The organism is Paenibacillus sp. FSL H7-0737 (assembly GCF_000758545.1).
Classification (GTDB): Bacteria; Bacillota; Bacilli; order Paenibacillales; family Paenibacillaceae; genus Paenibacillus_AQ.
This window is the reverse complement of sequence record NZ_CP009279.1, coordinates 3,478,951-3,505,489: the sequence shown is the minus strand read 5'-3', so window position 1 is coordinate 3,505,489 and position 26,539 is coordinate 3,478,951. Positions and strand designations below refer to the sequence as shown.

Genomic DNA, 26,539 nt, shown 5'->3' with positions numbered 1-26,539 from the left:
GAAAGTCTATGACAGTGAAATTCATCGCCGTTGCTGGAGAAGTTCCCAAATTTAAATGGTTAGACATAATTGTAAGTTTAGCTGCCCTCTAATGTAAGCGCTTATTTAGACTGAATTAAAACAAATTTGACATGTTCAAAATACCACGTTTGGTTGAAAACACCCTGCTTATCTAGCATGAGCAGTATTATGTAAATATCACTCAGTTGTGAGCCTTGAATGATTAGCATTTTACATAGTTCAATACTAAATTCCAAGAAATAAAAAAGCCGAATGGATTGTTCTCATCCACTCAGCTCATAGGTTTATTTTACAATAATCTGTATAGTATCACTTTCCGTTGTTCCACTTCCATTCATAAACTCACAGCGATATTGATAGATGCCAGGAGATTTCCCTGAAATTTGTGTAGTGGCCGATTGAGCACTTGGTGTTTGTGAAGATAAAGATTGCGTTTCAATAAGTTCGCCATTTTCATATAATCGATACTGTGTTGCGTTCGTGCCCCACCACATATTAGCAGTAATGTTATAGTCCCCATCTTGATCCCAGTTGTCACTAGACAAAACAGGTTTGCCGGGCTTCGCATCAGTCACGGTGACGGTGTGTGGATCACATGAAGTCGTTCCATACAAATTCGATAACTCACATGTATACACATAGGTTCCATTCGGCTTTCCTTGAATAGGAATAATGGAAGTCTGGGCAGCTGGCGAAACATCGGCGAGTGACTTCGTTTGGATCAATTGGTCATTCTCGTACAACTTATACAATGTGCCATTGTTTCCCCACCACATATTCATCGTAACCTCATAATTGCCATCATGTAAGCCTGTCGCAACACCGCTATTATTCGATAGTGTCGGTTTACCTGGCACCCCATTTGCAAGCAACGGCAGACTACTGGAATGCCGTTCGAACTTGACTGCATCAGCCCTCGTATAAATCATATCAGCAGGTAGAGTTGGCGGATCTACCGTTGTCGGAGTAACCCTTGTTAAACGAACATACTCGCTGCCGTCTCCAGTAAAATCGAACGTTCCTAGATTAACCCACCCCGACGAGCCAACGGTTGCATCGATATACGTGACCTCTGTAACCGACTGATGCTTCACTTCCACTTTGACATAATTATCATTTGCCGTCGTATGGACGAGCTTGTAGATGGAGACCGTATATTTTCCCTCTGGAAACTGGCCTTTCCACGTGGCTGAGGATCCTTGAACGGTAGAGTAACGGGACTTAACGCCAATTTTGTATCCGGCTAAATTGCTTTGGCTCCAAGACCCTTCTGTCGTGTACAACCCAGTCGTATTCGTACTGTCGACAATAACCGTTAAGTCCCTGATCGCAATTGTCAAAGGCGGTGTTGTTAAGGTCAACCCGTCAATCGTTACAGTGGCCCATACCTCAATGTGATCCTTTTCCCCGTCGAGACTTAGAAGGGTCAACAAACCGCTACTGTCCACTTCAGCCAGATCGGTTCGATCAACGAAATACTGCACATTTGCCTGTGATAGATCACCAATCAGACCATTATCCAAATAGCCGGTTACGCTTAGTTGTGCGGTTTGAGTCATCTGCAGTTCGTTCCGATTCGACAGGATCACCGCAGACTCCAATTGCGGTATCTTGTTCGGGTCCACCCACATCATCGCATCGGCAACTACCCGTGACTTATTGGCCTTATTGGTTAATTCCACGTACCCACTATCGCCTGTTGCAAAAGGATAAGCACCCAGGTACACCCAAGTCCCATTGGCCGCTGTCTCATCTACGGTAACCGTCTCGGAGCCTCCGCTATAATAAACGGTAAATGAGGCATTCGTTGCCCAATTTTCACTAGCAGCGGTTATTTGCGGAAGCTTATAGTACACACTGTAAGTAACACTTTCCGGCAGCTCAGGTCGCCATTTAATTCTACTTGTCGCTGTGCCGGCAGTCGATTTGGCATACACATAGTTATCATAGTAATAGTCGTTAGCCGTTGTATCCCGTATCCAGATCCCTTCTGTCTCTGCCTCCGTATTATCCACAATGATGGATGAACCCTCCTGCCAATCCGGTTGAGCTGGAGTTTCGGTTACCTGATCAGGCAGAAAGAGAGTCCGCTTGCGAGTCTGTTTCCCGTCCGATTCCACATAATAAGTGAAGGTTTGGGATAAATCGTTTACCCGTATCGACCATTCCATCGGATAGATCTTATCTGGAATAGTTGTATACGTAGCCCCGCCATCCAAGGAATAATGGATCGTCGCTGGTTTCGTCGTTTTTGCCTGCACATAAGCATCGTAAGCCGTTTCGTCGGGCTTGACGATCAGCATGCCTTTAACCGCATCTATTGGACTGTGGATATCGAAGAAATAGCTTGCTTCCGATGTTTCAGCAGTTCTGACCTGGTGCAGCGGCACTTCAATGTTGAGTCCTTCCACTATGATAGCGGTTATTCCCTTGCTTGAAACCGTGGCTTGAATGATTCCGCCACTCATAACCGCTTGCTCTGGTGTGCCATTGTCGCGGATGATGGTTACGGTATAATCTTGTGCCGGGTTGAACCCAATGATTTGCGCATTCAATTCGATCGGAGTCTGAACTTCAGTTGCCGATTCGTTGCTTAACCCGATGTAGAATTTATTCCCGCTCTCTCCCGTTATCCAATTCAATTGAGAATGGTTGGTCTGAATTATCCCCTTAGGCATCCAGAGCCAAACGTTGGAATTACCGTAAAAATGACCTGGATTATTTCCATAGAGGTGATATTTGAACCATAGAAAATTAGTTTCAAATACAGAAGGAAATGTAATACTTCCATTCGATTTCAACGATTGCTCGCTGATCAAATAATCCATCGTTTGCCCGAGCTGTCCCGGTATATGGTGATAATAGATGGATGTAGCCCCGCTTGGGCCTTCCAGAGGAAACTCCGGTTCAAGTTGACTAACGGCGAAGCCCTTATAGTAATAACCTGGATAGCTCGAATATCGTCCGATGACTGCATTATGAGCAATATCCTGCAGCAATTTATCGCCTGTATAGAGCGACAATCTCAGCATGAATGGAGCTTCCTGAGCATTCATCCGATAATAACCAGTTGTACTTCCCGCTTCAAACGTCAATCCATTGGGAGAGACAAGCCAACTATCCGCTTGTACGCCTCCGGCTACATCTTCTGGGAGCTTGATCCGAGGATATTGATATTTACCACTTTCCGGCCAATGGAACGACTCCGCGTAATTATACGTCTCAGGCTGCGGAATCGTAACGGCACCTTCAGGAACTGGACGAGCAACGAACATAGTTGCATACCGTTTGGCTTCTTTATAAGCAGCATTCAAGTATTTGATATCTTGAGTTTCCTCGTAAAGCTCCAAGATCTCCATCCACAGCTTGCTATAATAATAAATGAACTCATTTTTACTCACATTTACGGATGCAGGCGTATCAATATGCTGCATGATATAGCTGTCGGCTGCATCCTTGGCAGCCTGTAAATACTGCGCATCTCCCGTCATACGATACATCATCAGAGGCTGAATGACAGGACCCCGGTCTTTCTGGTCAGGATCACGCACGAGGTACTCTTCCTGTGCCAGCGCCCCAATTCCTGCCGAAGTCCCCATCATCTGATTGACAGCGGCTACGCTTGAAAAATCAAACGGCAAGGTTGCCATTTTCCATAACGACGGCACACCGTATACTGGCTTCTGCGTCGGCGACCAGCCTATACCATTTCGCGATAAGCCATACTGAACGGACGGCAATGCTCTAGTATCGTAGAGCTGATCATCCCCAGTCAAATAGTAAGCCCCCAAAAGAACCGCATTCGAGCTTGTTCGAACACTATCCTCGTTTTCGATGTCAATAAAGCCCTTGGCACGGCTCCACCATCCGCTGGGTGACGGGACATAATCAACAGAGTCATCCCCTTGCGGCTCTATCTTAAGTAAATCGATCATATTGAACATCGCGTCAGTGAGCGACTGATCTGATACATTTTCCCGGTATGCGGAATAACTGTACTCATTGCGAAGAATATCCGCGTAGGACTCATACAAATTGCTTTTTTGAGCGATTAGTCCCATATGAAATTTATAAGTGCTTTCTGCGGCCATTTGCGAATAAGTCCCTAATTGAGGAGCATACAAGATTGGCTGCACGCTACCTTCGTTGTTGACAAGGCTCATGCCAAGCCTTTGTTTCGTAACACCTCCCGTCGGTTCAAATTCAACCGGAAGCTCATCCGAAGGTACAAATACCCCATACGTCAATGGATTGCCCGAACCGTCATTCTTTTCAACCAGACTCATTGGAGCGCTTAGCTCCCTTAAGCTTGTTGATTCCACCGAACCTACCATTTTGGCGTGTGACCTGAAACCATTTAACACTTCATTGACGCCAGAGATCTGCTCTGTTGTGAAAGACTGATAGCCGATCACATAATTGCCATCCCGGCGGGGTGTAAAAGCGAAGGAAACATCAGGTTTGTCCCCTGACATGGACCAGTTCACTTGTAAATCGTAATCGCTTCCATGTGAAGAATCGGTTAATATCGCCGTATGGCTGTCAGGGAAATCAATCTCGTCGAATGTAATCCAGCGTTTGTTCATCGTATCGTAGTAATTGGTTAGACTCCCCGAATTCCCATCCAATAAGACCCATTGCTCTTCAAGTCTTTCCGCCACATTATTGACAGGCACCCAGTTCCCCGTATCCGTGTCCTTGTAGAACATATCACGAACGATGGATTTGCCACCATCCCAAGCTGCTTCATGGAAGGTTACTTTGTAGCTGGCATTCTCGATGCTGCCTTTTTCCGTGTAACTGAGATTCGCCAATGTACGGCTGCGCAGCGGAGGCAACGGCGGAGCTTGCTGCCGGATATTCCCTTCAAACTTGACCGCATCGGCCCGCGTAACGATCTTTCCGGTCGTAGGTTGCGTTCGAGTCAGTCTGACAAATTCGCTATCATCACCACTGAAATAATAGGACCCCAAATCAACCCATCCGGCCGATGGGCCTGACGAGGGCCTCAGATCCATAAACATGACATCCGTAATCCCATTGTGAACAATTTCAATTTTAACATTACTGTCTGCTTTATCCGCCCAATCAAGCTTGTTGAATGAAATTTTCGCCGTCCCTGCTTCCAATCGCGGATTCCATGTGATGCTTCTTCCTACTGCATCGGTAAATTTGGAACTGGAATTATTATATCCCTTCACTCCCGTACTTGTAGTCCAATAAGGAGCGGAGAACCCGTTATTTGCGTTATCTACATCAGTGGTGACGACATCATCAATCGTGATGCTTCCATCATCAATGATGATCGTCTTATGCGGCTCTTTTTGCTGAAGATTCCCTTCGAACTTGACCGCATCTGCACGAGTAATTATCGTGCTGGTTGTGCTGGTAGACCGAGTTAATCTAACGAATTCTTTACCAACTCCGGAAAAATAGTACTCTCCCAAATCAACCCATCCCGCAGGAGCACCAAATGAAGGCCGCAAATCCATATAGAGAATATCGGTCGTTCCATTGTGGACGATTTCAATTTTTACATTGCTATCTGCTTTATCTTCCCAATTAAGTTTGTATAACGAAATTTTCGCCGTTCCCGCTTCCAATCGTGGATTCCAGGATATCGCTCTGCCTGCTGTACTCGTATATTTAGAACTGGAGTTATCATATCCCTTCACCCCTGTACTTGTGGTCCAATTTGGAGCTGAATATCCGTTGTTCTCGTTACCCACATCAGGTGTCACAACATCATTGATCGTGATGCTCCCGTCATCGATGATAATCGTCTTATACGGTAAGGGCTCCGCGTATGCGGTCCTTATTCCGACTAGGCTGAAAGGAACTAATATCGTCACGATGAAAACGATTAAGAAAAACAGCTTCCTTTTTATCATACAACTCACAGCCTCCCTTGTGTTGATAACGCTTTCAAAATAATGTTGCCCTCCTTTGTTCGAAGATCGTATAGAAGCAATTAGTCTTATCCTTCTGACTAAGCCCGCTCTGTCGGTTTTATCATAGCATGTTACAGAACTGTGAAATTTCTTTAATTTTAAGAATTTCTTATAAGATTTTAAGCAAGAAGAAACGACTTTGTCGTCCTTTAAAAAAGAGACCTACATCATAACTGCCCGCTCAACTGCAGTCAGTTATGATGTAGGTCTACCAATTGTACAAAGCCTAATGATTAATTATAATGGCGGCTGCACTAATAACAACTTCCCAAGCTGAATCACCGTTTGATCATACCAATCTGGATGCTGCCTAACGTGCTCTCTACTTCGTTCATTGCCGCATGCTTCAAACACGGCCGCTTTGTCTGTCTTCTCGGTATCGATTTCAAAGCGAACCGTATGTTTTCCATTCGGGAGCTCCGGCAAGAATACATACTGATTTCGATTATGATCGTTGTGTAGTGTGAATCGATCGATAATAAAGGGTTCCCCACCATCCACCGACACCTTCAATCTGCCAGAATCAGGCCCACCGATATCGAATAACCCGATATGGGTGCCCTCGAACTGCACCGTGATAGCCTCTCCAGGATCGACTGCTCGCCATAGGCCGGGGAACAACCAATTGTACTCGCGCACTAAAGCAGAATCATCGGGCGTCATGTAAGACCATCCTGCGGAAAAAGTAGTAAGACTATCCAGTGACAGCATGGTCGCATACTCCCAAGGATTAGCCGGAACCAACGGATTCTGAGGTAAGTGATGTACTAACCTTCCCTGATGACCTCTGAGTTCGATAATTACCTCAAATGACCGGGTGATCGTATCCGTGTAAATCTGGTGTCCTTCGGGAATAGTCGGATGGATCGAATCATGTGTAAAAACAACGGCACCAGAAATGGACACGTCTTCCCTTGAGGTAAAAACGAGTTTTCCCTCCGACACCAAGTGACTGACCGCTACGCCCAGATGAATCGAAGGAATACCATAATAGTCGGCCACTTCCTCTTGCATTAGAGCCCCCTTCTGGTATTCCCCAGACTGAAATAAGGCCACATCCCGCTCCTTCAGCGTATAAACGAACAGGATATCGGTAAACCGGCTCCGCTTGCGGATCTGACGGACAATCCCTTCGATCCGCGCCTTGGATTCGGGATCTCCGCCATCGTTACCGACAAATTCAACAAATACTAGATCAGGCCGATGACGCAGTACATCTGTCTCCAAACGGGCACAACCCAAATCCGATCCTGTCCCATTAATGCCTGCATTCACAGAGCGGATATCCGCCTTAGGATATTTCTCACGAAGCCAATCCGCCGTCATGACCCTGTAGCCTTCAGAACGGGTATTACTGCCGCCGAAATAGACGATTGTTACGGTATCCCCATTTTCCAATTTCTGAATTATATTGGGGAGCCCATTACGTGGGAATAATTCCTTCATCGTTACTTCACCTGACCTCATTTATCAATTTTAGGAGCAAACAATTTTACTGCAAACACTTCAAAATAAGGCGAACCATACGTTGCGCAGAAATTAATCCGGATTCGGGTTACATGTTTCGCATCCACCTTATGTTTATTCAACGTGAGATAATTCCCACGAGTTATGATTGTCCTCTCGGTTCCGTCTTCTAAGGTCAAGGTCATATCATAATCTTGGATAAGGGACTCGATCGGGTCGTTGAAATGCTCCAAATCCAACTGTGAATTGAAAACAAGATGGATTTCGTCTACATTTTTGGGGCTTGCAAAACAGAATTCCAACCATTCCTGTTCTTCCGTACGTTCAGAAATCCAGCCGTTCGGTAGACCATAAGGTCTGGAGAAGCCGTTGACGACATTCTCGGGATTATACATACTCTGGGACGGTAACAGATCCTTGAAGCAAATGCTCTTATTGAATTTCTTCAGCCTGGACGGCTCTTCCGGCCTATAATGGAAGCTGACCGCTCCTGTTATTTTTTCTTCATTGCCGTAGACGGCAAGGCTCGCCGTACCTTCCAATACGATGTAGATTTTGTCATCAGTCGGTTTTTCGCAGCCCAAGTTTAGCGTAATCCAGTCGTCATGACCGGCTGCAATATCCAAGCGGTAATCTTTCAACTCGCTAGTGGGAATGTAGTTTTCCTTCCGTTCCCCGGCAAACAGCTTTACATGCAAAGTTTCCGAATGCTCGGATCTATTTTTAATTTTGATCCGTACACTTTCAGCCACGGATGTCTGAATCGGCAAGACCAAACATAACCCTTTCTCCAAGGGAATCTCCTCAGTTGGATGAGGATTATCATAGCTGCGCTGAGACGAGGCACGAATAGTTAATCCGTCAGCGAAGTAAGGATTCAATTCCTCTTGAAGCCCTACAATCGTTTGGCCATCTCGAAGCAGCAGCGCCTGCAGCTCCTCCATATGAGATTCGACTATGGCCGCAGGGTCTATCTCATATTTCAAGCATAACGAAGCTGCCGTTCCAACCGCCTGCCCCATACAACCGCAGGTTGCCATTACCCTAGTAGATCCGAAAGCCACATGGGTAGCACTTATATTGCGACCAGCGAACATGAGATTAGGAATATTTCGTGAATATAAACTGCGGAAAGGGATATTGTACAATCCAGGCACGAAATTCCATGCTGTAGCTGGCCCCTCATCGTAGATGCCCTTATTCGCATGTAAATCCATATACCATCCACCGACGGATACAGCATCTTCGAAATGCGGCTTTGCTGTAAGATCGTTCTGAGACAACATGTGGTCCCCTATGAACCGCCTCGACTCCCGCTTTCCAGGAATCGGGCATACATAATCCAAGATGAGATTGTCTACATCATCAAATTCGCCGCTATTTTTGATATAATCCCAAATCCCGTACACCAATTTCCGCAGTTCCAATGCGATGTCTTCATTATTCTTGATAATATCCATATGTCCACCATATTCCAGCCACCACAATCCGCCAAGCCCATTGATTTTTCTTGGTAAAGCCCGATGGTTTAAGCCTTTTCTGATACTATCGAAAAAAGCCAACTTCGTAATATCATACGCAAAGCCAGGCCTTTTGAATGGAACGGAATATTCTACGTCACGGGCTTGAAACAGGATCGTATCGCCCATGGTGTAATGGTCCGCCACTTCAGGAGCCAATTCTTCCATGTATTCATGCTTCGCTTCTCTCCCCCAGCGGAAGAGAGCACCTGCTTGATATCCGACAACTCCATCTCCGGAGCAATCAATGTAGGTTCGGCTTTCGAAACGAAATTTTCTTTCGGAAGCCAATTGAAGGCCCTCCACCCATTTAATTCTGCCGTTCTCCATGCCCGTTTCATGCACGCATGTATTCAGAAATAGAGAAATGTTAGGCTCAGCATAAACCATATCCAACAAGACCGTATCCGAAAGCGAAAGCATAAGCTTCTTGTTGTATAACGGATTATAGTGAAAAATCTTCAACTTGAGTTCTTCCACCAATCCGCCCTCGCGTGCATAATAGGATGGACTGTTTCCGAGATATGCTGACCCGTTGATATGAACCCGGACCTCGCTGCTCGCATTTCCTCCAAGAACCGGCCGATCATTAATAAGTGAAACCTGCAGCCCTTGGCGTGCGGCAGCAATGGCAGCGCATATCCCAGCAATACCTCCGCCTACGACGGTTACATCTGCTTTAATAAGCTCCATTTTGATAACCTCCATGATTAGATCCTTCTATCATGGTAAGCCTTTTGATGCCCTTTTTTTTACATGATTTCGCGAGAAATTTATACATTTTTTGCAACCTTATTTGGATTCATACCGTGTCATTTTTATCCGATATTGCTTAGGCGTATCACCCGTATATTCTTTAAATAATTTGCAAAAATAACCTTCATTCACAATTCCTACTTCCTCGCACAATTCCAATAAAGAATAATCCTGAACATTTAACAGCTCGAGAGCTAAGTGAATTTTTTTGCGGTTGATGTAGCTGATAACGCCCTCGTTCATTGTTTTTTTGAACAAGCTGCTAAAATACGATGGAGCTAAATTCACTTCCTCAGCAATAGCCTCCAGCGTTAATCTCTGTTTCAGGTTTTTCTCTATAAACCGCATAGCACTCATGATTTCTATACGATGTAAAAGCTGGCCAGCGTGTACATATTCGAATGTGAAGTCGCCAATATAGGCAAGCTGCTCCCGAAATGTCATGAATTTTATGGGAAACTCTGATGCATCCGTGGTCAACGAGTTCCCCGATTTAAATTTCGCAGTTATGTCTCTGTACAAGCCTTGAAGCATAGGTGCCATGATGGACTTATGAATTTTATAATCCGTCACAAATTGGTTTAAAGCAGAGAGTTCTTTTTCCAGCTCTTCCTTGGAAACTTTCCTTTGTACCCATGTGAGAAAATCAGCCAGTTTCAGCTGAAAGTCCTCCTTTTTGTCATTGCGGTAATGGAACCGATGCATGGGTGTTTTGACTACTTTCTCTTCATGATAATAGAAATCCTCACTCACGATATTAGCTTCCATGTAAGCTTGTTTGATAGATTCCCAGCCTCGGTGCGGACCTCCAAAAGCGACGGATACCCTTTGATTCAAATATTGATGTAAATGGGAGACGATCTGACTACCCAATGAATGGCAAGCATATTCCGTGTCCATATCGCTGCGATTATTTTCCCAGGAAAGAAAGCCAATAAAACGATTATCGGATAGATCCGCTGCTACACCTCTGCCACCATTCACCACAGTTTCTTCGATTATATTCGTAATCGCATATTTCAAGATGTTTTGATCAGACGCTGAATAATCGTTTCGGAAACTTTCATACAAATTCATTTCAACAATGAAGCAGCAATAGTTGGCTTGAAAGAAATGGAATTGCATGCGATTGGCAAAATCCGATGCCCGATGAGAAGGAATTTCGCCTCTGATAAGCTCGTTAAAAAATTGCTTGCGGACTCTATATTTATTTTCAAGTACGGATACGTTTAACGATTGAAATTCCGCTTCTTTTTTCTTAACCTCATTTAAAATCCCGGCTGCCTTATCTAAAGCGCGAACTAAATCTGCTTCCCTGAGCGGAACCTTAACAATGTACTCCAATACGTTGGCTTGAATAGCTCTCTGGGCGTATTCAAAGGATGAATAAGCGGTCAAAAGAATGTATTGGGTATGGGGAAGCTTTGGTTTTAGCTGCTCAATCATGGAAATTCCATCCATTCGAGGCATAACGATATCAGATATCACGATATCCGGCTTAAGCTTTACGATCTCCTCTATCCCCTCCAGACCATTTTTTGCTTTTCCCACTAAATGAAATCGCTTATCCCTATGGGAGAGCTCGTTAAAAAACAATTCCAATCTCTGAATGATTAGATCTTCATCGTCAACAATGAAGCAGGTGTAGTCTCTCACCATCATGCATCTCCTTTAAACGAGCCTGCTGGGAATAAGGCTTGAACACGGGTTATTTCCTTAGGTATGCTTATGATTTGAAGCCCGAATTGTTCTCCGTAGTGAAGTTTTATTCGGTCGTGAATATTATTTAACCCGATTCTTTTCCTTTTCAATTCCACATCACTCGGTTCTGAAATCAAAATATGCTTTATTTTATCAGTTGGAATTCCCTCGCCTAGATCGACTACTTCTATGATGACGATGCCGCCCTCCCTGTACGCATGAATAGTAATAGGGCCTTCGATCCCCCCTCCGTTATAACCATGGAAGATACTATTCTCCACAAGGGGCTGCAGCAGCATTCGAAAAACTGGGAAATCTATTAAATCTGCTTCGATATTTTCAATCAAGTGGAAGTTCCTGTTATAGCGGATGTTCTGGATCGCGATATAGTCCGATACATTTTGCAATTCCTGACGTAGTGAAACCTTCTCCGAAGCATCAGCTATCCCATATTCCAATATTGAAATGAGAGACTCGATCACCACATCTACTTTCTCTATTTGTCCGAGTCGTATGACATTGCTGATAGAACCAAGCGTGTTATACAGAAAATGAGGGTTTATTTGAGACTGAAGCACTTGGATTTCCAGCTTCCGCTCAAGTTCATTATGTAGCTCTGCTCCCCGTATCAGTTCCACAATTTGCTGAAGCATACGATCGAATGCTCGGGAGAGATCTCCAAACTCATCGTTTCGGTTAATCGATATTGTAGTTGTGAGGAGGCCTTGCTCCACCCGCTTCATTTTTGTTTTGAGCGCATAGAGAGGGGTCCTTATATATTTGGCAATAAAAAAGGAAATGAACAGACTTAAGAGAAGACCTGCAGCTAGAAGCCCGATATAATAGGTTTCCAATCTGGACAAAGCAGCTTTCAAGCGTGATTCATCGTTGATCGAGATGATGGTCCAGTTGAATTTCTCAGTCGGTTTTTTCAAAAGGGAGACTGGAATACCATCCTTGGCATGTAGTTGAAGGCTTGTTTCTGTAGTATCCAGAATTTGTTCCGCCGTCGTTTCACCGATTGAAAAAGTATGATCTTGAATATTCATGGGTCCTTTATTTTCCGAAAATCCGGCAATGATTTTTCCCGATGCGGTGATTAGAGCCAAATCCATTTGTTCTTTTTTATTAATCTTGAACAAGGTTTCTTCAATGGCATTTAGATCCAAATCTACCGCAATGGCCATAGGAAACGGAGCACTGTTCAGATATCGAACCATCGTAACTGTCCAGCCGGAATATTTAGATTTGTAAGGATCACTGACAAATGTAGTCCTTCTGTTCTTGTCAGCCGCATCAAACAAAGGTTCTCTTTCAGCTAAAGGTTCATCGAATATTCGGGTAGGTGTACTCCCGCCTAGAATGGATAAATCGCTTTTGATCAAATAAATATTACTGACGTAATTACTGTTGAGTTCATACAGCTCTCTTAATTGCTTTTTAATCACTTCTGTATTGTCAATGTTGGCTTTCACCGATGTTTCGACCGAGAACAGGATCGTCTGAAAGGAGGAAAAATTAACTGTGAAATACTGATCTACCTTGTCTAGTATTTGGTTGGTGTAATAAATGTCAGTTTTTCTTATTTCCTTTTGGACATAGTGGTAAGACAATTGACTTATCAAGATTATGCAGCTTAATACAAATGCAAACACGATAAAAAATAATTTTAAAGGCAAGCTTATTCTTCTTCGCATCTATCATCTTCCTTTTAAATCTGTATTAAACAAATAATAGCATATGACAAGAAGAAACGCCTTCGGCGTCCTTTTTAAGAACGATAAGCGTTTCTTCAAAAAATAGAAGGAAAAAGTATAAAGTAAAACTTATACTTTCTTATATTTCAATAAAGAGAGGGGCTATTTATAGCCTCTCTCTTTGTTTAAGAGATAAGAATTTATATGCTTCGCGCATAAATGTTCCTTATCTTTCTCGCTGAAACGGTACCGTCCTTTAAAAGGACGGCGAAGCCGTTTCTACTTGATTTACTTAATTAAGCCCGCTTCTTTAAATTGCTTGATTACTGTGTCCTTATATTTCTGCATGTCAAACTTGGTATCCAACGTATTGAGGAAATTCTCCCAGTTAGAAAGAGGATCTTTTCCGGTCATAAATTTGACCAAACTTTCATTAATGAAACGTTGGCGGTCAGCTGCCAATGTATCGTTCGGGTCTTCAGTCAATAAATTCCCGGGCAAAGTAGGCGCCACGTATTTCTGATTGTTCTCAAAAGCTTCTGCCGTCTTAGGATTCTGGAAGCTGAAGTACTCAGCATCATCACCACGACGCGGCATTCTATAATGGTCAACCCATAGGTACTTTTCTTTCATTTCCTTTGATAATTCGGAGGTTTTATTCTTGATCTTGCCGTCCACTAAATCCCAATGAATTCCTTTAATTCCGTATGCAAAATTCGGATATGCTTCTTTGTCCGTAAAGAGATAATTCAGCATGGACAAGATCCGAATGATTTTGTCCTTATCCGCTTTTTTGGATATGGCCCATGAATTGCCTTGGAACGATTTTCTCTCTACAATTTGATCGCCATAAGGACCTATCATTGGAGGAATGACGATCCATTCCGGTACCTCTCCACTGATTTCTTTCATTTTCTGCTGATAATCCGGTTCCAGCCTGCGTGCATCTCTTATCATGAAGCCAACTTTACCCTTAAATAACTTTTGGTCCAACAAATCGGGAGTATTCATCGTCACCCAGTCTGGATCTACAACTTTGGCTTCCATCATTTTATTGATATAAGTGAGCGCCTCTTTCATTTTTGGGTCGGTATACAGGAACACCGGTTCATTGTCTTTCACATCAATGGCTGATGGAGGATTGACGCCAAACATCCACATTAAACTATCGAAGCCGTAGGTTTGCAGATTCCCTTCTTTATTCATGCCGCCTATGAATCCGTAAGTATCGTTTTTGCCATTACCGTCCGGGTCTTTCTCTGTAAAGGCTTTCATAACTTGGAATAACTCGTCAGGTGTCGTTGGCACTTCCATATTCAACTTTTTCAGCCAATCATTGCGAATGAAGAAACTTCGACTGATACCATTTACATTATCATAACCTGGAACCCCAATGGTTTTTCCTTGATAGGACATCGCCTCCCAGGAGTCGTTGCTAAAACGTTTCTGTAATTCAGGAAATTGATCCAGATACGGTGTCAAATCCGCAAGAACGCCTTGGTCATAATATTGCGCGAGATCAGCCCGGCTTTTCAAGAAAATCAAATCTGGAATATCTCCTCCAGCAATGAGCGTATTTAATTTAGTCGTTGCTTGACCTGATTGAGGAATCATCATTTCCAAGTCGATATTTACTGCTTTCTCCAACATTTGGCGTTGGATATCTTCTTCACGGGGAGGAATCGGAGCAGCAGCATTGAAAGTGCCTTGGTTAAACATCGAAATTTTCAATTTTTTTTCAAAGGGACTAGACTGGCCTTGTGAATTACCCGTAGCTGACGATGTAACCTCTTTTTTGTCCCCACAACCTGACAATACCGTTCCCACACCGACCATTGCTGTCAGAATAGCAAATGTAATCGCTTTACGTTGCATAATGACCTCTCCTTTGCTTCTATATTATCACGGTTTCCCCGTAACAACTCAGGTTGGAATTTCTTTTTAACCTTTAACAGATCCCAAGAGTACACCTTTGGTAAAATGCTTTTGCATAAATGGGTAAACGATCAAAATCGGAACTGTAGTCACGACAACTGCTGCCATTTGTATAGCGAACGTACTAACAGCTCCGGTATTGGCAAGCGAATCAGCACTTTGTGTTGCGACGTTAAGCAGGATGTTGCGCAAGATCACTTGAAGCGGCATTAAGTTGGAATCATTGATATAAACAATAGCGTCGAAATAACTATTCCAATGCCCGACTGCGTAAAATAAGGAAATTGTGGAAAGGACGGGCAAGGACAAGGGTAAAATGATCCGCCATAACGACTGAAGCTCACTTGCACCGTCTACCCTCGCCGATTCCTCGATTTCAGCAGGCAATTGCTCGAAAAAGCCTTTAATGATCACCAGATTAAATGCACTAATGAGATTTGGAATAATCAATACCCACGGACTGTTTAGCAATCCCAGAGAGCGGACTAGTAAATAAGTCGGAATTAATCCTCCCCCAAACATCATGGTGAAGACAATGAATAGTAAAAATGGGCTTCGACCCGGCAAATATTTTTTGGATAACGGATATGCCGCTATTACCGTAAAGAACACATTAAGAGCAGTGCCTACTATCGTTCGAAACAATGTAATTTTATACGCCTGCCCGATACCATGAGAAATGAATACTTCTTTATAGGCTAGAAAGGTAAAGGATTCTGGTATAATAACAATTCCTCTTCTTAACACTTCCGATTCTGGCGTCACTGAAACAGCAACTACATATAGAAAGGGTAGTAAGCAAAGTAGAGCTAGCAAAATAAGAATAAAATAAACGACGGCTTGCCAGACTTTCTCTCCGATTGTCAAATTGATCATATTGATAACCACCTCACCAAATTTGCCCATCGAATTTTTTGGCGAGCTTATTCGCTGCCAACACTAAAACAAATCCGATGACCGCTTTAAACAATCCCACAGCAGTTGCCAAGCCAATCTTAAGTCGCTCGAGCCCTTCACGGTATACCCATGTGTCGATAATGTCGATCTTCTCCTGATTAAAGCTGTTGGCAAACATGAATATTTGGTCAAAACCAGCATCCAGAATATGGCTTAATTTAAGGATCAGCATCAGAATCATCACGCCTCGAATGCCGGGAAGTGTTACATGCCATAGCTGTCTCCATTTGGAAGCGCCATCAATTCTAGCCGCTTCATATAAGCTTGGATCGATTCCTGCTAATGCTGCAAGGTACAATATCGCTCCCCATCCAATATCCTTCCATATTTCAGATAAGATGATCAGCAGTCTGCCCCAGGCAGGTTCCGTTAGGAATGAGATGGGTTCAACTCCAGCTTCCTTCAAAATCATGTTAAAAAGACCATCCCCTGGGGCTAATAATGCCACCATCATTCCATAAACAATGACCCATGATAGAAAGTGGGGTAAATAAGTGATCGTTTGTACGATTTTCTTAAACCATTGGGTATAAACTTCATTGAGCAGCAAAGCAAGTATGATAGGAGCTGAGAAACCGAACAATAGCTTATACAGCGATATGATTATCGTATTTCTCATGATGTCCCAGAAATAAACGCCGTTCATAAAATCTGTAAAATTTCTAAATCCCACCCATGGACTATCCCATAGTCCCAATGCTAGGTTATAGTTTTTAAAAGCAATAATGATTCCCGCCATAGGAACGTATTTGAATACGGCAAAGTAAAGTAATGCCGGGAACAAGAGAGCGTACATCACTTTATACTTTTTTATCGTTCTTATCCATGAATTTCGCTTTTTGGTGAGGGGAATGGCGTCCGCTGCCAATTTTGCTTGCATATCATCACCTCGTCTTTATTTATATTTGTATAATAGCATCCCACTACCCGAATAAATTTCTGTGATTTCAAGAATTTCTTATAAGATTTTAAGTAAGTACAGCCTTGGATAATTCCAATACAATAGGCATGATTGTCTTGATTTAAAGCTGTACAATAACTCTGACTCGAAAGTTTGAGTATAGACCAAATACAATCCTGAGGTCCCAAACAAAAAAAGCCCTAGAAAAAATTGGGCTTAATTCAATGAGACATGTTTTTTATATAATGCATCCACGTATTTTATTTTCCATTACTAAAAACTACATTCATGAGCAAAAAAGGCTTCCTCCAGCGTGGAAGGATTACCTTTTACTTCTCCAATGTTCCATCAGCAACGATTGTTCCATGCTTAATAATCATCACATCATCAACCGTCGCTGCATGCTCTTCCATTAGATGAATGGATAGTAACACCGAGTTTCCAGCTTCAGCCCGTTCTCGTAAGTTTAGACTTCTCATTAAATAAATCAATAGTGCTTATGACTGAGCCAAAATTCCTTTAACAAACAATGAGACACTGTGCTTGTAGAACTCTTCCTCGGTGACGAGTTGGGATTGATATTGCCGGTGAATCAGCTCGCTCATCTGAAATCCGTAGCACATCGAGAGAAAAGACATTGCGACAAGACGCTCATCCTGTCTGGCTATAACTTTTTTATTCTGCAAGCGTTGAAAATATTCAACCAGCAAGGAGTGAAGCTTCGCCGGCGGATCGGCTAGCACTCTGTCTAATTCGGGAAGCATTCCTTTGTCGCGGATGCCAATCAAAATGATGTCCGCATTTTTATGGAAAAACAAACGGTACTGCTGACTTACATTCAGCAGATCGATTTCCGGGTTATCGGTCGCGTCCTCTTTTAACAGCTTCTCAAATTGCGGGATATCCGAATGTCTTTCAATGATGGTTTCCAATATGCCTTGCTTGCTTCCAAATTGCCGGAAAATCGTAGATTCATTGACTTTAGCTTCCGTTGCAATGGCTTTGGTGCTTACTCCCCGATAGCCCTTCTTTTTGATGAGCTGTGTCGCGGCTTCAATGATTCTGTCTGAAGTTTGCATTGTATTTCTCCTTTTGCATATGTTAATCCTATTCTACTACAAGTTTTGCATATGCAGCAGGGTCGGGGTTCATCATTTTGATAAACGTTTTTTAAGGCAAATCGCTTCTTTTTTCCCAGCGGCTTGGTTCCGTAATCTTGACATGATCAGGCACCAATTGCGTGAGCGTGCCTAATTTATCAAATGTAATCTGGATTCGGTCAGAGGGCAACAGCCATTCTTCGGTCTCGATTGCGCAGCAATCCGGTATCGTCCCCATTCCTATAATCGTGCCCGGGAGCGGCGTGAAAACTTTGAGAACCTCCTCCATCACTTTTGCAGGGTGTGCAGAATACTCGGATGTGCTCCCCTTCCAGTGCAGTCTCTCCCCGATGAATACATTCACATCCAGTACCAGCGGATTGTCGATTTCATCCGGCGTAACCAGAAATGGCCCTATTCCTTTGCTGCGATCAAAATCTTTGCAGCGCGTCGGTCCGGTCAGCCCCTGGAAATCCGGCCATTGCACATCGCGGACAGTACTGTCATTAAAAATAACATAACCTGCAATGCAGTTCTCCATCCCTGTAACAAAGGCCAGCTCCGGCTCAATATCCAGGTAGGAAGAGTACGAAGGCCAATGAATCGTATCTCCATCGCCAATTAATGCATTATGGTTACATTTGTAATAACTGAAAGTTACTTTGTTCGGATCTTGCTGGAATTTTTCAGCAATTTTTTGTTTAAGCTCTTCTCTTTCCGGCCCTGTATATTCTCTTTGCAGCAGATTTACGCCAGCATTTCTCAGATGTCTTGGTGTCAGTCCGAAATCGATAAGCGCAGCCGGATTTGGAACTGGCGGCAGTAGTTTTACCGCTACAATCGGGCAGATTTCATTTTCATTAAATTGATGCGACTGTTCGACCGCATATTGCATTAATTCCTTAGCGGCATCATAACTTGCCGGTAAATAATGAAGATAGCTGTCCATACTTTCAAGACTGTCAACGAATGTTCCCTGCTTTTTCATGATTGCGGCAAAAGACACGACAAATTTCTCGTTAATTACAAGCCCAAACAAAGGTTCCTGAGATGTCTTGGTTTGAAAGGTTACTAGTTTCATGTTGCAGCGCCTCCATGCATGTAGTGTGATGTTGTTCTGTTACATCATATTACATGGAGCGAATGCATGCAAGTACATGCTTGCATTTATGTTTTCCACTCTCTATAATAAAGGCATGCTTTACCCCAAAAACATATACACAAAGGAGAATTTTCATGAAGTATGGACGTATTATCCAAAAACCTCGCGTTAAATTTTTTGAAGTCGCAGATGGCGTCTTTGCCGGTATTTCGCCGTATCGCGGCATCAGTTGGGCCAATGCCGGGTTCATCAACAAGGGTGAAGGGCTGGTGTATGACACGTTCTTCGATTTGTTCCATGCACGGGAAATGCGGGAGGCTTTTAAGGAAGTAAGTAACGGTGGCTCTCCCGCATATGTGGTGAACTCGCACTATAACAGTGATCATGCCTGGGGAAACAAAGTGTTTGAAGATGCTTGCATTATTATGCACAAGGAAGCGTCCAGAGAGCGTCTCACCGAAAATATCGCCTGGATGGATAACGTCATCAGAAGAGGAAAGGATTCTCCGGAATCGACTTCGGGCGAGCGGTTTTTTGCAGCGGAATTTGAAGGATTCGACCTGGAAGGCGTAGAATGGGTGCTCCCGAATATTGAGATAAAGGACGATATCAATATCCGTCTTGGCGAAACGGAAGTTATGATTTACAACGTAGCTCCGGCCCACTCTGACAGTGACTTGCTGCTGTGGATGCCAAAAGAAAAAGTGCTGTTCGCCGGCGATGTCGTGTTTAACGGTTGTACGGCATACAGCGAAGAGGGAACCCACAATTGGGTTAAAGTGCTTGACCGCATTATTGATGAAATTAAACCCGAAATCGTTATTCCAGGACATGGCGCCATCTGCGGCCTGGACTTCGTGAAGGAGCAGAGAGACTACCTCCTGAACTTGATCAGCGAGTTCAACAAGCATTACAATGACGAAATTGATGCCTTGTCCCTGACCAAGCAAATTGATATTTCCCGCTTCCTTCATTGGATTCAGCCAGAACGCTTGTATGTTACAGTGGACATCCTATTGAAAAGCAAACGAGGATTACCACCCCTTCCAATTTGGAACGAGGTGCCTGCTAAGCTGGAAGACATGAAAGTTTTTTTGGCCGGAAAATATGGCAATCAGATCAAGCCATGGGACCCTATGAGTGTTTGGCAAGAATAGCAATTTACAGCTAACCTATGAAAAACAAAAAACGGCCCTGTCGCAAACGATGCGAACAGCGGCCGTTTTTTTGAATTGTTCAACGGAATTAAATGGGCGCTTAGAACCGATTATGATCAACCCCAACTAGATTTGGAGAAGATTCCCGTTGTTTTAATATTTATTATTCCAAATAGCCTTTTGCAATTTTCATCAAAGTTTCTTTGCTTACTTTATTTATGTCTCCACGTAAAGTATAGGCGTATTTCACCTTTTTGTCTGGGCTCTCGTATACCCATTTCAGCTCGTGCGTCTGCGAAGGAGCAAATTCTGTACGCAGCATTTCTACTCCCTTCACTTGAACCTTCTCCTGCTTAAATTCAACCTTCTCGTCAATATACATTGTAGGATCGCTCTTTCCACTCAGATTAGTGATATTAACCCCGATTTTATCTTCGCCATTTTGATACGTAGCAAAGAGAAGGAAAAACTGATCTGTCATTTCAACCGGCATCATGGCATATCCCTGATTGGATTCTTCCGCCTGCTTTCTCAGCTTTTCTGCCATTTTCTTTTTTTCTTCCGAAGAAGGAGGATTCACTTCCTGAGCATTTTTAAAGATTACGTCCGCCTTTTGGAATGTATAATTTCCATTGACTTTGTCTGCGATCTTAATGGATTTATCCGTAATCTTATCTCTCAATTGAGAAAGATCTTGGAAGATAGTCACCTTCGTTCCAAGAATTGTTTCATGATTCGGATTATTGGCAACCATATAGAACAGCCCAGCTTCCCCGTTCTTTAGCACCTTATCCTTAAGTTCATAAAATGCCTTGTAACGCTCTATCTCATCTTTCGATTCTGCTTTTCCGTAATCTTTCGTCGATTTAGTCTCATATACGACTTCGCCATCCTTATTCGTCAAAGAATGATATTGAACTGCCGCATAACCTGTGGAGGCCATTAACATCATCCCTACACACGCAGTCAAAACAACTTTATATTTCATAAAAAACCTCTCCTTTTCTTTTGGCTTAGCATGTAATATTCTCATTACTTTTCCTGTCAAGTCGGCGTCGGGAATGCGCGGGTCATCAAACAGTCTTTTCAAATCCCGATCCCTGTCCATATTCATACACTCCCACTCCCTTCACTTGAGCATAATACTTTCGAAATTTTGCAGATGCACGTTCGTATTTTTTACGAAGGCTGGCACTGTTTTTGCCGAGAATCAATCCGATCTCCTGGTAGCTTTTATCCTCGACACAACGTAAGATTAACAAATTACGCTCTTCCGCCGATAATTTTGCCATGGCTTGATGTACGGATTCATCAAAATAGTTGGCTTCAATATGCAAGTCGACTTCATTATTTTCTTTCTCATCCTGGTAAAAGAAAGGCAAATATTTCACCAACTTTCGCTTACGGATGATGTCGATACATTGATGGTAGGCAATCTTGTATACCCAGGCGCCAAAATCTATTTGATATTGGGTATATTTCTTCAAGGTGCGGAATGTCTTCAAAAATACTTCCTGTGCGTTATCCTCGGCTTCGGCGTAATTGCCCAGCATATGATAACAGTAGAGAAAAATCGGTTTTTGATAAACCTCCATGATTTTTTCGAATTTTTCTGTGTCCCCATCCAACACATCTGCAATGATCTGACTTAACTCCGTATCATTCAAGCTGTCTCCCCCCCTTTCACTCTATACAACGAAGAGCTCGACCCAAAATGTGACAGCAATTGTTTATGTATTAAGCCATAGCTAATTACTTCAAAGAGTATGCCATCATAAACCTTAGGAATATCATAACTTTGTATCACCTCATTTTCTGTAGTAGATTCAAAGAAAAAACGAATTTTGGTGTTTACCTAAATCTTATATAAAAAACGAAAGGTGCCCTAAACAGCCATAAAATGGCTTTTGGGACACCGCAAGGAATTAATCAGTATTTTGTTTTAGATATTCATCTAGGTACGATTGGTGAAATGAAACTGTAATAAGTAGTTCTTAGCACTTCATAAATCCAGATCGTCAGTTTACTCATGAGCAGCCCAATCGATTCGAAATTGTTTCTCTTGATGTCCATTTCCTTCTCCTATTAAACTGCATACTTTATTCTATTAACAAGAAGGGAGCTGAATGCAATGGGACTTAGTTTTCGTAACAATACGAGTTTAACTGTATATGTTGCCTTCGCATATTACTCCTCTGCAAGCTGTAATCAGGGCTCTAACCCCTTGATACCTTGGCCCAGCTGGTATGAAGCGGTAGGTTGGTACACAATAAATCCAGGTCAAACGGTAGAGGTATTGAGTGGGGCAGTCAACAATCGAGAGATATATTACTATGCTGAATCTACAGATAGGAGTCTTGTATGGTCAGGTGTTAACTATCTTACTCTACCGCAAAATGCTTTCAAACTTTGTGGTGGCGCAGGTTACTGTGATGCTCCGCTTTGTAGAAGGCTAGGATTGAGAAAAATCAGTATTGGTAACTTCAGAAATTACACAGTTAATATTGTATCTAGTAATACTCAAAGTCAATCTAAGTTTTTAAATGTCAACACGGCAGTTCCTGGTAAAAATAAGAATGTTGGCCGGAGTACCTCTCCTATTAAAGGTCTTCGAGTTGTACGGCCTGCTGCTGGCAGAAAATCTATCTCGAAACGTTAGACGTAAAAATGCAGAAACAGTCTTGGGCTTTCCTATTCAGTTCAAGACTGTTTCTACTTTTCAAATCTTCACACTCCAACTTCTCCGATCATTTGCTGTTCGATTTTTTTCATCTCATAAAAATAGCCTTTTTGCCCCATCAACTCCGAATAGGACCCCGTTTCGACTACCCTGCCTTGGTCCATGACCACAATTCGGTCCATCTCTTCCAATCCGGTTAGCCGATGACAAATCAGGAGAAGCGTATCATTAGCCGCCTGTGCGTAGAGATGCTTCAAAACGTGATGCTCTGTCACATAATCCAGCGATGAAGTGGGTTCGTCCAGAAGCCATACCCGTCCTTTGCGGAGCATCACTCGCGCTAGAGCCAGCCGCTGCTTCTCGCCGTCTGACAGATTCTCCCCTTTTTCATACACCATATCGGTCAACGATGTATCGGGTAGCTGCATTTTAGCTAGTACCTCCAACAATTGTTCGTCAGTATATTCTTCTCCATTCAGCAGCAGGTTGTCCCGGATCGTTCCCCGGAAAAAATGACTTTGCTGAAACACTACATTAGCCGTTTGCCAAATGCTCGTCTCATCCAGTTCCTTCACCGAAATGCCGTTTAATCGTATATCTCCAGCCGTTGGTGTTCGCAGTTTGAGCAGCAATTCGATAATTGTTGATTTTCCTGACCCACTCGGCCCGACAATCGCCGTTTTGGAGCCAGGTATAATGTGCAGGGACACATCCCTGAGCGCCGGTCTCCACTCCCCATCATATTGAAACGTAACATCGGATAGTTCCATCGTAACAGCATGATCAACAGACAATGTGCCACTTGGCTGCGAAGACTGCTCATCAAAGGTCTGAACTGTTTCCGTCAGTCGTTTGGCTGCGTGTTCGCTATCCTCTTTATACGCGGGTAATGTGGCCATAGCCGTCGCTTCTTCAAATACGGTTTGTGATGCCATAACCAACATGGCAAGAAATACGCCTGCAAGCGCTCCTTCCATAATTAAATAGGCGCCGAGCGTCAGCACTCCCCAGGAAACGAGAAACGTAACAAAAGTGTGCATCGATTGCCCGCGCAACAAGTGCCCGGCTGCTCGTTGCTGTTCAGTTGCCAATACAGCGGAAGCGTGCTGAAGCTGCTCCTCCCGCTGTGCCAATTGACCGTATACTTTTAAATCCCGGAAACCGTACAACACTTCTGTAACTTCCGTGGACAGCTGCGCCCTCTGCTCACGAACGCGTCCATGTATTCTCCGCTGCCCGAGTAACACAATTCCCGGTACAACGAATGCCGTTATCAGCATACCTAATACAAACAAAACGGCAATCCAGATCGAATAGGTAGAAGTAAACAGCACCGTAGCCAAAAACACCATGACGACCATGATCGGAGGATAAGCGACTCGCAAGAAATAATTTTGTAAACTTTCGACATCCCCAACGATCCGCGCAAGCAGATCCCCGCTTCGATTTTTGTTCAATATACCAGGCGTTAAAGGAATAAGCTTGGCAAAAAAGGATGTACGTAAACGGCTAAGCATGGAGAATGTCGCCCGGTGAGAATATAAGCGTTCTCCATAACGACTCGCCGCCCGTAGCAGACCAAGCAGTTTGACCATCGAGGTGAGTACAATTAAAGTATAAAGCGGCGGCGCAAATACCGTTTGCGAAATTAGATACCCGCTCGCAGAAAAGAGTGCCACACCGGCTATGCCGGCGATAAATCCACCCAAAATCGAAAGAATGATATCCTTACGCTCCTGAATCATCGCCTTTGACAGAACGGCCAGTTCATTCATGAGGATATCCCCCCTTTCCGCTCTACATCAATCATCTCGGCATATTGAGGCAGGCGCCCCAGAAGCTCTTCATGCCGTCCGGAGTCCACCAACACTCCATTGTCCATAAACAAAATCTTGTCGGCTTGTTGAATCGTATATAATCGGTGAGCCACCGTAATCATCGTAGCCGTTTTTGCCAGTTTGGCTATGGAGCGTTGCAGTACCCGCTCGGTGTGCAAATCCAGTCCAACTGTGGGTTCATCAAACAAAATGATAGCAGGACGCTTCAAAAAAGCGCGTGCTAAGGCAAGCCGTTGCTTTTCCCCACCAGACAGTCCCCTGCCTCCTTCACCAACAAAGGTATCAAATCCATGCTCCAATTGGGCTGTAAGCGCAGTGAGTCCTGCTTCCTCCCCCGCCCGCTCAATTTCTGCCCTGGAGATGCTCCCACGAGCACCAATCGCAATATTTTCAGAAAATGTGCCTGCAAAAATATACGGATGCTGTGTAATGTAGCTAACATGTTCGAACCATTCAGTTTCATCGTATTGCGAGAGTGGACTACCATTCACCAGAAGCGTTCCAGATTCTGGTTTTAGCAGACCGGCAATGAGATGGAGCAAAGTCGTTTTACCGGAACCACTTTTACCTACAATCGCAATATGTTCTCCCGGTTTAAACTGGATCCGACCCGTCTCAAGCTTGAATGAATCTGGAGCATATTGAAACTGAAGATGATTTATTTCCATGGATGGCGGTACTGAAAGATCATTGGAATTTGCAATTTCCAATTTGCTTCCCCTGTCGACTCTATCCATGCTGTCGATCTCGTCGAGTCCATCGGTTGTTAATGCTTCTTCAACGCTATTCGCGTCCCTGCTCTCCCCTGCCGGTTCTTCAAGCATCTGTTCCACCTTACGAACCGCACCCATACTTGTCCGGCCACTGTGAAAGGCCGTTCCCGTATTCTTTAAAAGGTTGTAAAACTCGGGAACGAGCAACAACACGAGAAAGGCGGTGTGGAACGTCATAGATTTGAAAACAAGCAATTGGATGGCCAGCTCAAGAGCGACAATGCCAATGCTTAGCATCACGATCGATTCCAGCATGAAGGTATTCGTAAACGCAATCTTCAAAATGCCCATTGTGGCATCACGGTAACTAAGGCTACTGTGTTCAATTTTCTGTTGCTGACGGTGTGCCCGTCCAAATATTTTTAACGTCACCAGCCCTTGAAGAGAATCCAGAAAAGTACCTGAAAACTCGGCCAGCTGCGCATATTTTTCTTCGGATTTGTTCTTCGTTTTCAGCCCTACCAAAATCATGAATAGCGGGATGAATGGAGCTGTAAATAATAGAATGAAACCTGTGTTGGCATGTTGGATAAATGTAACGACCAAAATCAGAATCGGGATGATAGCAGCTTCCATCATACGCGGCATGTACTGACTGAAATAACTATCAGCCTCATCCACAGCATCAAGAGCAATACTGACCTTGCCTCCCGTCTGTCCACGAAGGGTGGAAGGCATGGAAGCATGGGTCAAGTTTTGCAGCACGGCTGCGCGCATATTTGTCTTGGCAGTGGCAGCCATACGCAAGCCAACTTTACCGTTTCCATATGACAACAATGTGCGTACAGCCATAACAGCCAGAAGAATGCCGAGCAACAGGATAACCGATGAAAATGAAGCTCTCTCCACAAAAATCCGTTGGACTGCTTCAGCAAGCAGTCCAGCCTGACTCACAATAGCTGTACCAAGCGCGAGCGAAAGGATCGCGAGGAGGGCCATATTTTTTCTTTGTGAAGACATTTGTTGAGAAATCAGACTGGATT

The 26,539-nt window shown here is 43.7% G+C and carries 18 protein-coding genes; 2 read left to right on the top strand and 16 right to left on the bottom strand.

All coding sequences use genetic code 11. From position 1 onward, the window contains the following. Positions 1 to 305: 305 nt before the first annotated feature. The 11 genes from H70737_RS15090 to H70737_RS15045 all read right to left on the bottom strand — a co-directional run bounded on the left by H70737_RS15090 (position 306) and on the right by H70737_RS15045 (position 19,087). Positions 306 to 5,912 carry a golvesin C-terminal-like domain-containing protein gene (locus H70737_RS15090; RefSeq protein WP_042188448.1) on the bottom strand — a complete coding sequence of 1,869 codons (5,607 nt, stop codon included), beginning with the start codon at positions 5,910 to 5,912 and terminating at the stop codon, positions 306 to 308. Between the two features lie 297 nt (positions 5,913 to 6,209). Further along, positions 6,210 to 7,418 (bottom strand): SGNH/GDSL hydrolase family protein, encoded by a 1,209-nt coding sequence (locus H70737_RS15085; protein WP_042188446.1) that lies wholly within the window; start codon positions 7,416 to 7,418, stop codon positions 6,210 to 6,212. A gap of 17 nt (positions 7,419 to 7,435) precedes the next feature. Continuing rightward, positions 7,436 to 9,652: an FAD-dependent oxidoreductase gene (locus H70737_RS15080; RefSeq protein WP_042193948.1), complete on the bottom strand. Its 2,217-nt coding sequence runs from the start codon at positions 9,650 to 9,652 to the stop codon at positions 7,436 to 7,438. Between the two features lie 99 nt (positions 9,653 to 9,751). Continuing rightward, positions 9,752 to 11,377 carry a response regulator transcription factor gene (locus tag H70737_RS15075; protein ID WP_231573273.1) on the bottom strand — a complete coding sequence of 542 codons (1,626 nt, stop codon included), beginning with the start codon at positions 11,375 to 11,377 and terminating at the stop codon, positions 9,752 to 9,754. Beyond that, the gene (locus tag H70737_RS15070; protein WP_042188442.1) at positions 11,374 to 13,113 is read right to left on the bottom strand and encodes a sensor histidine kinase; all 1,740 of its coding nucleotides are present in this window, start codon (positions 13,111 to 13,113) and stop codon (positions 11,374 to 11,376) included. Before H70737_RS15070 ends, H70737_RS15075 begins: the two co-directional genes overlap by 4 nt. 288 nt (positions 13,114 to 13,401) lie before the next feature. Next, positions 13,402 to 14,988, bottom strand: a complete 1,587-nt coding sequence (locus H70737_RS15065) for an extracellular solute-binding protein (RefSeq protein ID WP_042188440.1) — start codon at positions 14,986 to 14,988, stop codon at positions 13,402 to 13,404. Positions 14,989 to 15,054: 66 nt separating this feature from the next. After that, positions 15,055 to 15,924, bottom strand: a complete 870-nt coding sequence (locus H70737_RS15060; protein WP_042188438.1) for a carbohydrate ABC transporter permease — start codon at positions 15,922 to 15,924, stop codon at positions 15,055 to 15,057. A gap of 13 nt (positions 15,925 to 15,937) precedes the next feature. Continuing rightward, on the bottom strand, positions 15,938 to 16,885 hold the full coding sequence (locus H70737_RS15055; protein WP_042188436.1) for an ABC transporter permease: 948 nt from the start codon (positions 16,883 to 16,885) through the stop codon (positions 15,938 to 15,940). Positions 16,886 to 17,235: 350 nt separating this feature from the next. After that, positions 17,236 to 17,385, bottom strand: coding sequence for a hypothetical protein (locus H70737_RS30730; protein ID WP_231573272.1), 150 nt, complete (start codon positions 17,383 to 17,385; stop codon positions 17,236 to 17,238). Positions 17,386 to 17,403: 18 nt separating this feature from the next. Beyond that, positions 17,404 to 17,985 carry a TetR/AcrR family transcriptional regulator gene (locus tag H70737_RS15050; RefSeq protein WP_042188435.1) on the bottom strand — a complete coding sequence of 194 codons (582 nt, stop codon included), beginning with the start codon at positions 17,983 to 17,985 and terminating at the stop codon, positions 17,404 to 17,406. 91 nt (positions 17,986 to 18,076) lie between these two features. Further along, positions 18,077 to 19,087, bottom strand: a complete 1,011-nt coding sequence (locus H70737_RS15045; protein WP_042188434.1) for a fumarylacetoacetate hydrolase family protein — start codon at positions 19,085 to 19,087, stop codon at positions 18,077 to 18,079. A 155-nt stretch (positions 19,088 to 19,242) separates the two neighbouring features. On the opposite strand from H70737_RS15045, the gene H70737_RS15040 reads away from it, so the two are divergent. Further along, on the top strand, positions 19,243 to 20,265 hold the full coding sequence (locus H70737_RS15040) for an MBL fold metallo-hydrolase (protein WP_042188433.1): 1,023 nt from the start codon (positions 19,243 to 19,245) through the stop codon (positions 20,263 to 20,265). A gap of 163 nt (positions 20,266 to 20,428) precedes the next feature. Here the strand turns inward: H70737_RS15040 and H70737_RS15035 are convergent, their stop codons facing one another. The 3 genes from H70737_RS15035 to H70737_RS31480 all read right to left on the bottom strand — a co-directional run bounded on the left by H70737_RS15035 (position 20,429) and on the right by H70737_RS31480 (position 22,338). Further along, positions 20,429 to 21,253, bottom strand: a complete 825-nt coding sequence (locus H70737_RS15035; RefSeq protein ID WP_042188432.1) for a hypothetical protein — start codon at positions 21,251 to 21,253, stop codon at positions 20,429 to 20,431. Between the two features lie 85 nt (positions 21,254 to 21,338). Continuing rightward, complete coding sequence (locus tag H70737_RS15030) at positions 21,339 to 21,932, bottom strand: RNA polymerase sigma factor (RefSeq protein ID WP_042188431.1); 594 nt, start codon at positions 21,930 to 21,932, stop codon at positions 21,339 to 21,341. Between the two features lie 283 nt (positions 21,933 to 22,215). Continuing rightward, positions 22,216 to 22,338, bottom strand: coding sequence for a hypothetical protein (locus tag H70737_RS31480; protein WP_269321747.1), 123 nt, complete (start codon positions 22,336 to 22,338; stop codon positions 22,216 to 22,218). 58 nt (positions 22,339 to 22,396) lie between these two features. On the opposite strand from H70737_RS31480, the gene H70737_RS15025 reads away from it, so the two are divergent. Further along, entirely contained in the window at positions 22,397 to 22,924 is a 528-nt protein-coding gene (locus H70737_RS15025) for a DUF1036 domain-containing protein (protein WP_042188430.1), read from the top strand. Positions 22,925 to 22,992: 68 nt separating this feature from the next. Here H70737_RS15025 and cydC read toward each other — a convergent pair whose 3' ends face one another. Together cydC and cydD are read right to left on the bottom strand one after the other, a co-directional pair. Further along, the gene (gene cydC, locus H70737_RS15020; protein WP_042188429.1) at positions 22,993 to 24,720 is read right to left on the bottom strand and encodes a thiol reductant ABC exporter subunit CydC; all 1,728 of its coding nucleotides are present in this window, start codon (positions 24,718 to 24,720) and stop codon (positions 22,993 to 22,995) included. After that, on the bottom strand, positions 24,717 to 26,516 hold the full coding sequence (cydD, locus tag H70737_RS15015; protein ID WP_371915718.1) for a thiol reductant ABC exporter subunit CydD: 1,800 nt from the start codon (positions 26,514 to 26,516) through the stop codon (positions 24,717 to 24,719). Before cydD ends, cydC begins: the two co-directional genes overlap by 4 nt. Between the last annotated feature and the right edge of the window lie 23 nt (positions 26,517 to 26,539).

Coding starts and splice junctions, on each gene's coding strand:
- H70737_RS15085 (WP_042188446.1), bottom strand. CDS start 7,418: ATGAAGGAATTATTCCCACGTAATGGGCTCCCCAATATAATTCAGAAA.
- H70737_RS15075 (WP_231573273.1), bottom strand. CDS start 11,377: ATGATGGTGAGAGACTACACCTGCTTCATTGTTGACGATGAAGATCTA.
- H70737_RS15040 (WP_042188433.1), top strand. CDS start 19,243: ATGAAGTATGGACGTATTATCCAAAAACCTCGCGTTAAATTTTTTGAA.
- cydD (WP_371915718.1), bottom strand. CDS start 26,516: ATGTCTTCACAAAGAAAAAATATGGCCCTCCTCGCGATCCTTTCGCTC.
- H70737_RS15035 (WP_042188432.1), bottom strand. CDS start 21,253: ATGAAATATAAAGTTGTTTTGACTGCGTGTGTAGGGATGATGTTAATG.
- H70737_RS15050 (WP_042188435.1), bottom strand. CDS start 17,985: ATGCAAACTTCAGACAGAATCATTGAAGCCGCGACACAGCTCATCAAA.
- H70737_RS15065 (WP_042188440.1), bottom strand. CDS start 14,988: ATGCAACGTAAAGCGATTACATTTGCTATTCTGACAGCAATGGTCGGT.
- H70737_RS30730 (WP_231573272.1), bottom strand. CDS start 17,385: ATGAGAAGTCTAAACTTACGAGAACGGGCTGAAGCTGGAAACTCGGTG.
- H70737_RS31480 (WP_269321747.1), bottom strand. CDS start 22,338: ATGGACATCAAGAGAAACAATTTCGAATCGATTGGGCTGCTCATGAGT.
- cydC (WP_042188429.1), bottom strand. CDS start 24,720: ATGAATGAACTGGCCGTTCTGTCAAAGGCGATGATTCAGGAGCGTAAG.
- H70737_RS15060 (WP_042188438.1), bottom strand. CDS start 15,924: ATGATCAATTTGACAATCGGAGAGAAAGTCTGGCAAGCCGTCGTTTAT.
- H70737_RS15025 (WP_042188430.1), top strand. CDS start 22,397: ATGGGACTTAGTTTTCGTAACAATACGAGTTTAACTGTATATGTTGCC.
- H70737_RS15055 (WP_042188436.1), bottom strand. CDS start 16,885: ATGCAAGCAAAATTGGCAGCGGACGCCATTCCCCTCACCAAAAAGCGA.
- H70737_RS15080 (WP_042193948.1), bottom strand. CDS start 9,652: ATGGAGCTTATTAAAGCAGATGTAACCGTCGTAGGCGGAGGTATTGCT.
- H70737_RS15090 (WP_042188448.1), bottom strand. CDS start 5,912: ATGATAAAAAGGAAGCTGTTTTTCTTAATCGTTTTCATCGTGACGATA.
- H70737_RS15045 (WP_042188434.1), bottom strand. CDS start 19,087: ATGAAACTAGTAACCTTTCAAACCAAGACATCTCAGGAACCTTTGTTT.
- H70737_RS15070 (WP_042188442.1), bottom strand. CDS start 13,113: ATGCGAAGAAGAATAAGCTTGCCTTTAAAATTATTTTTTATCGTGTTT.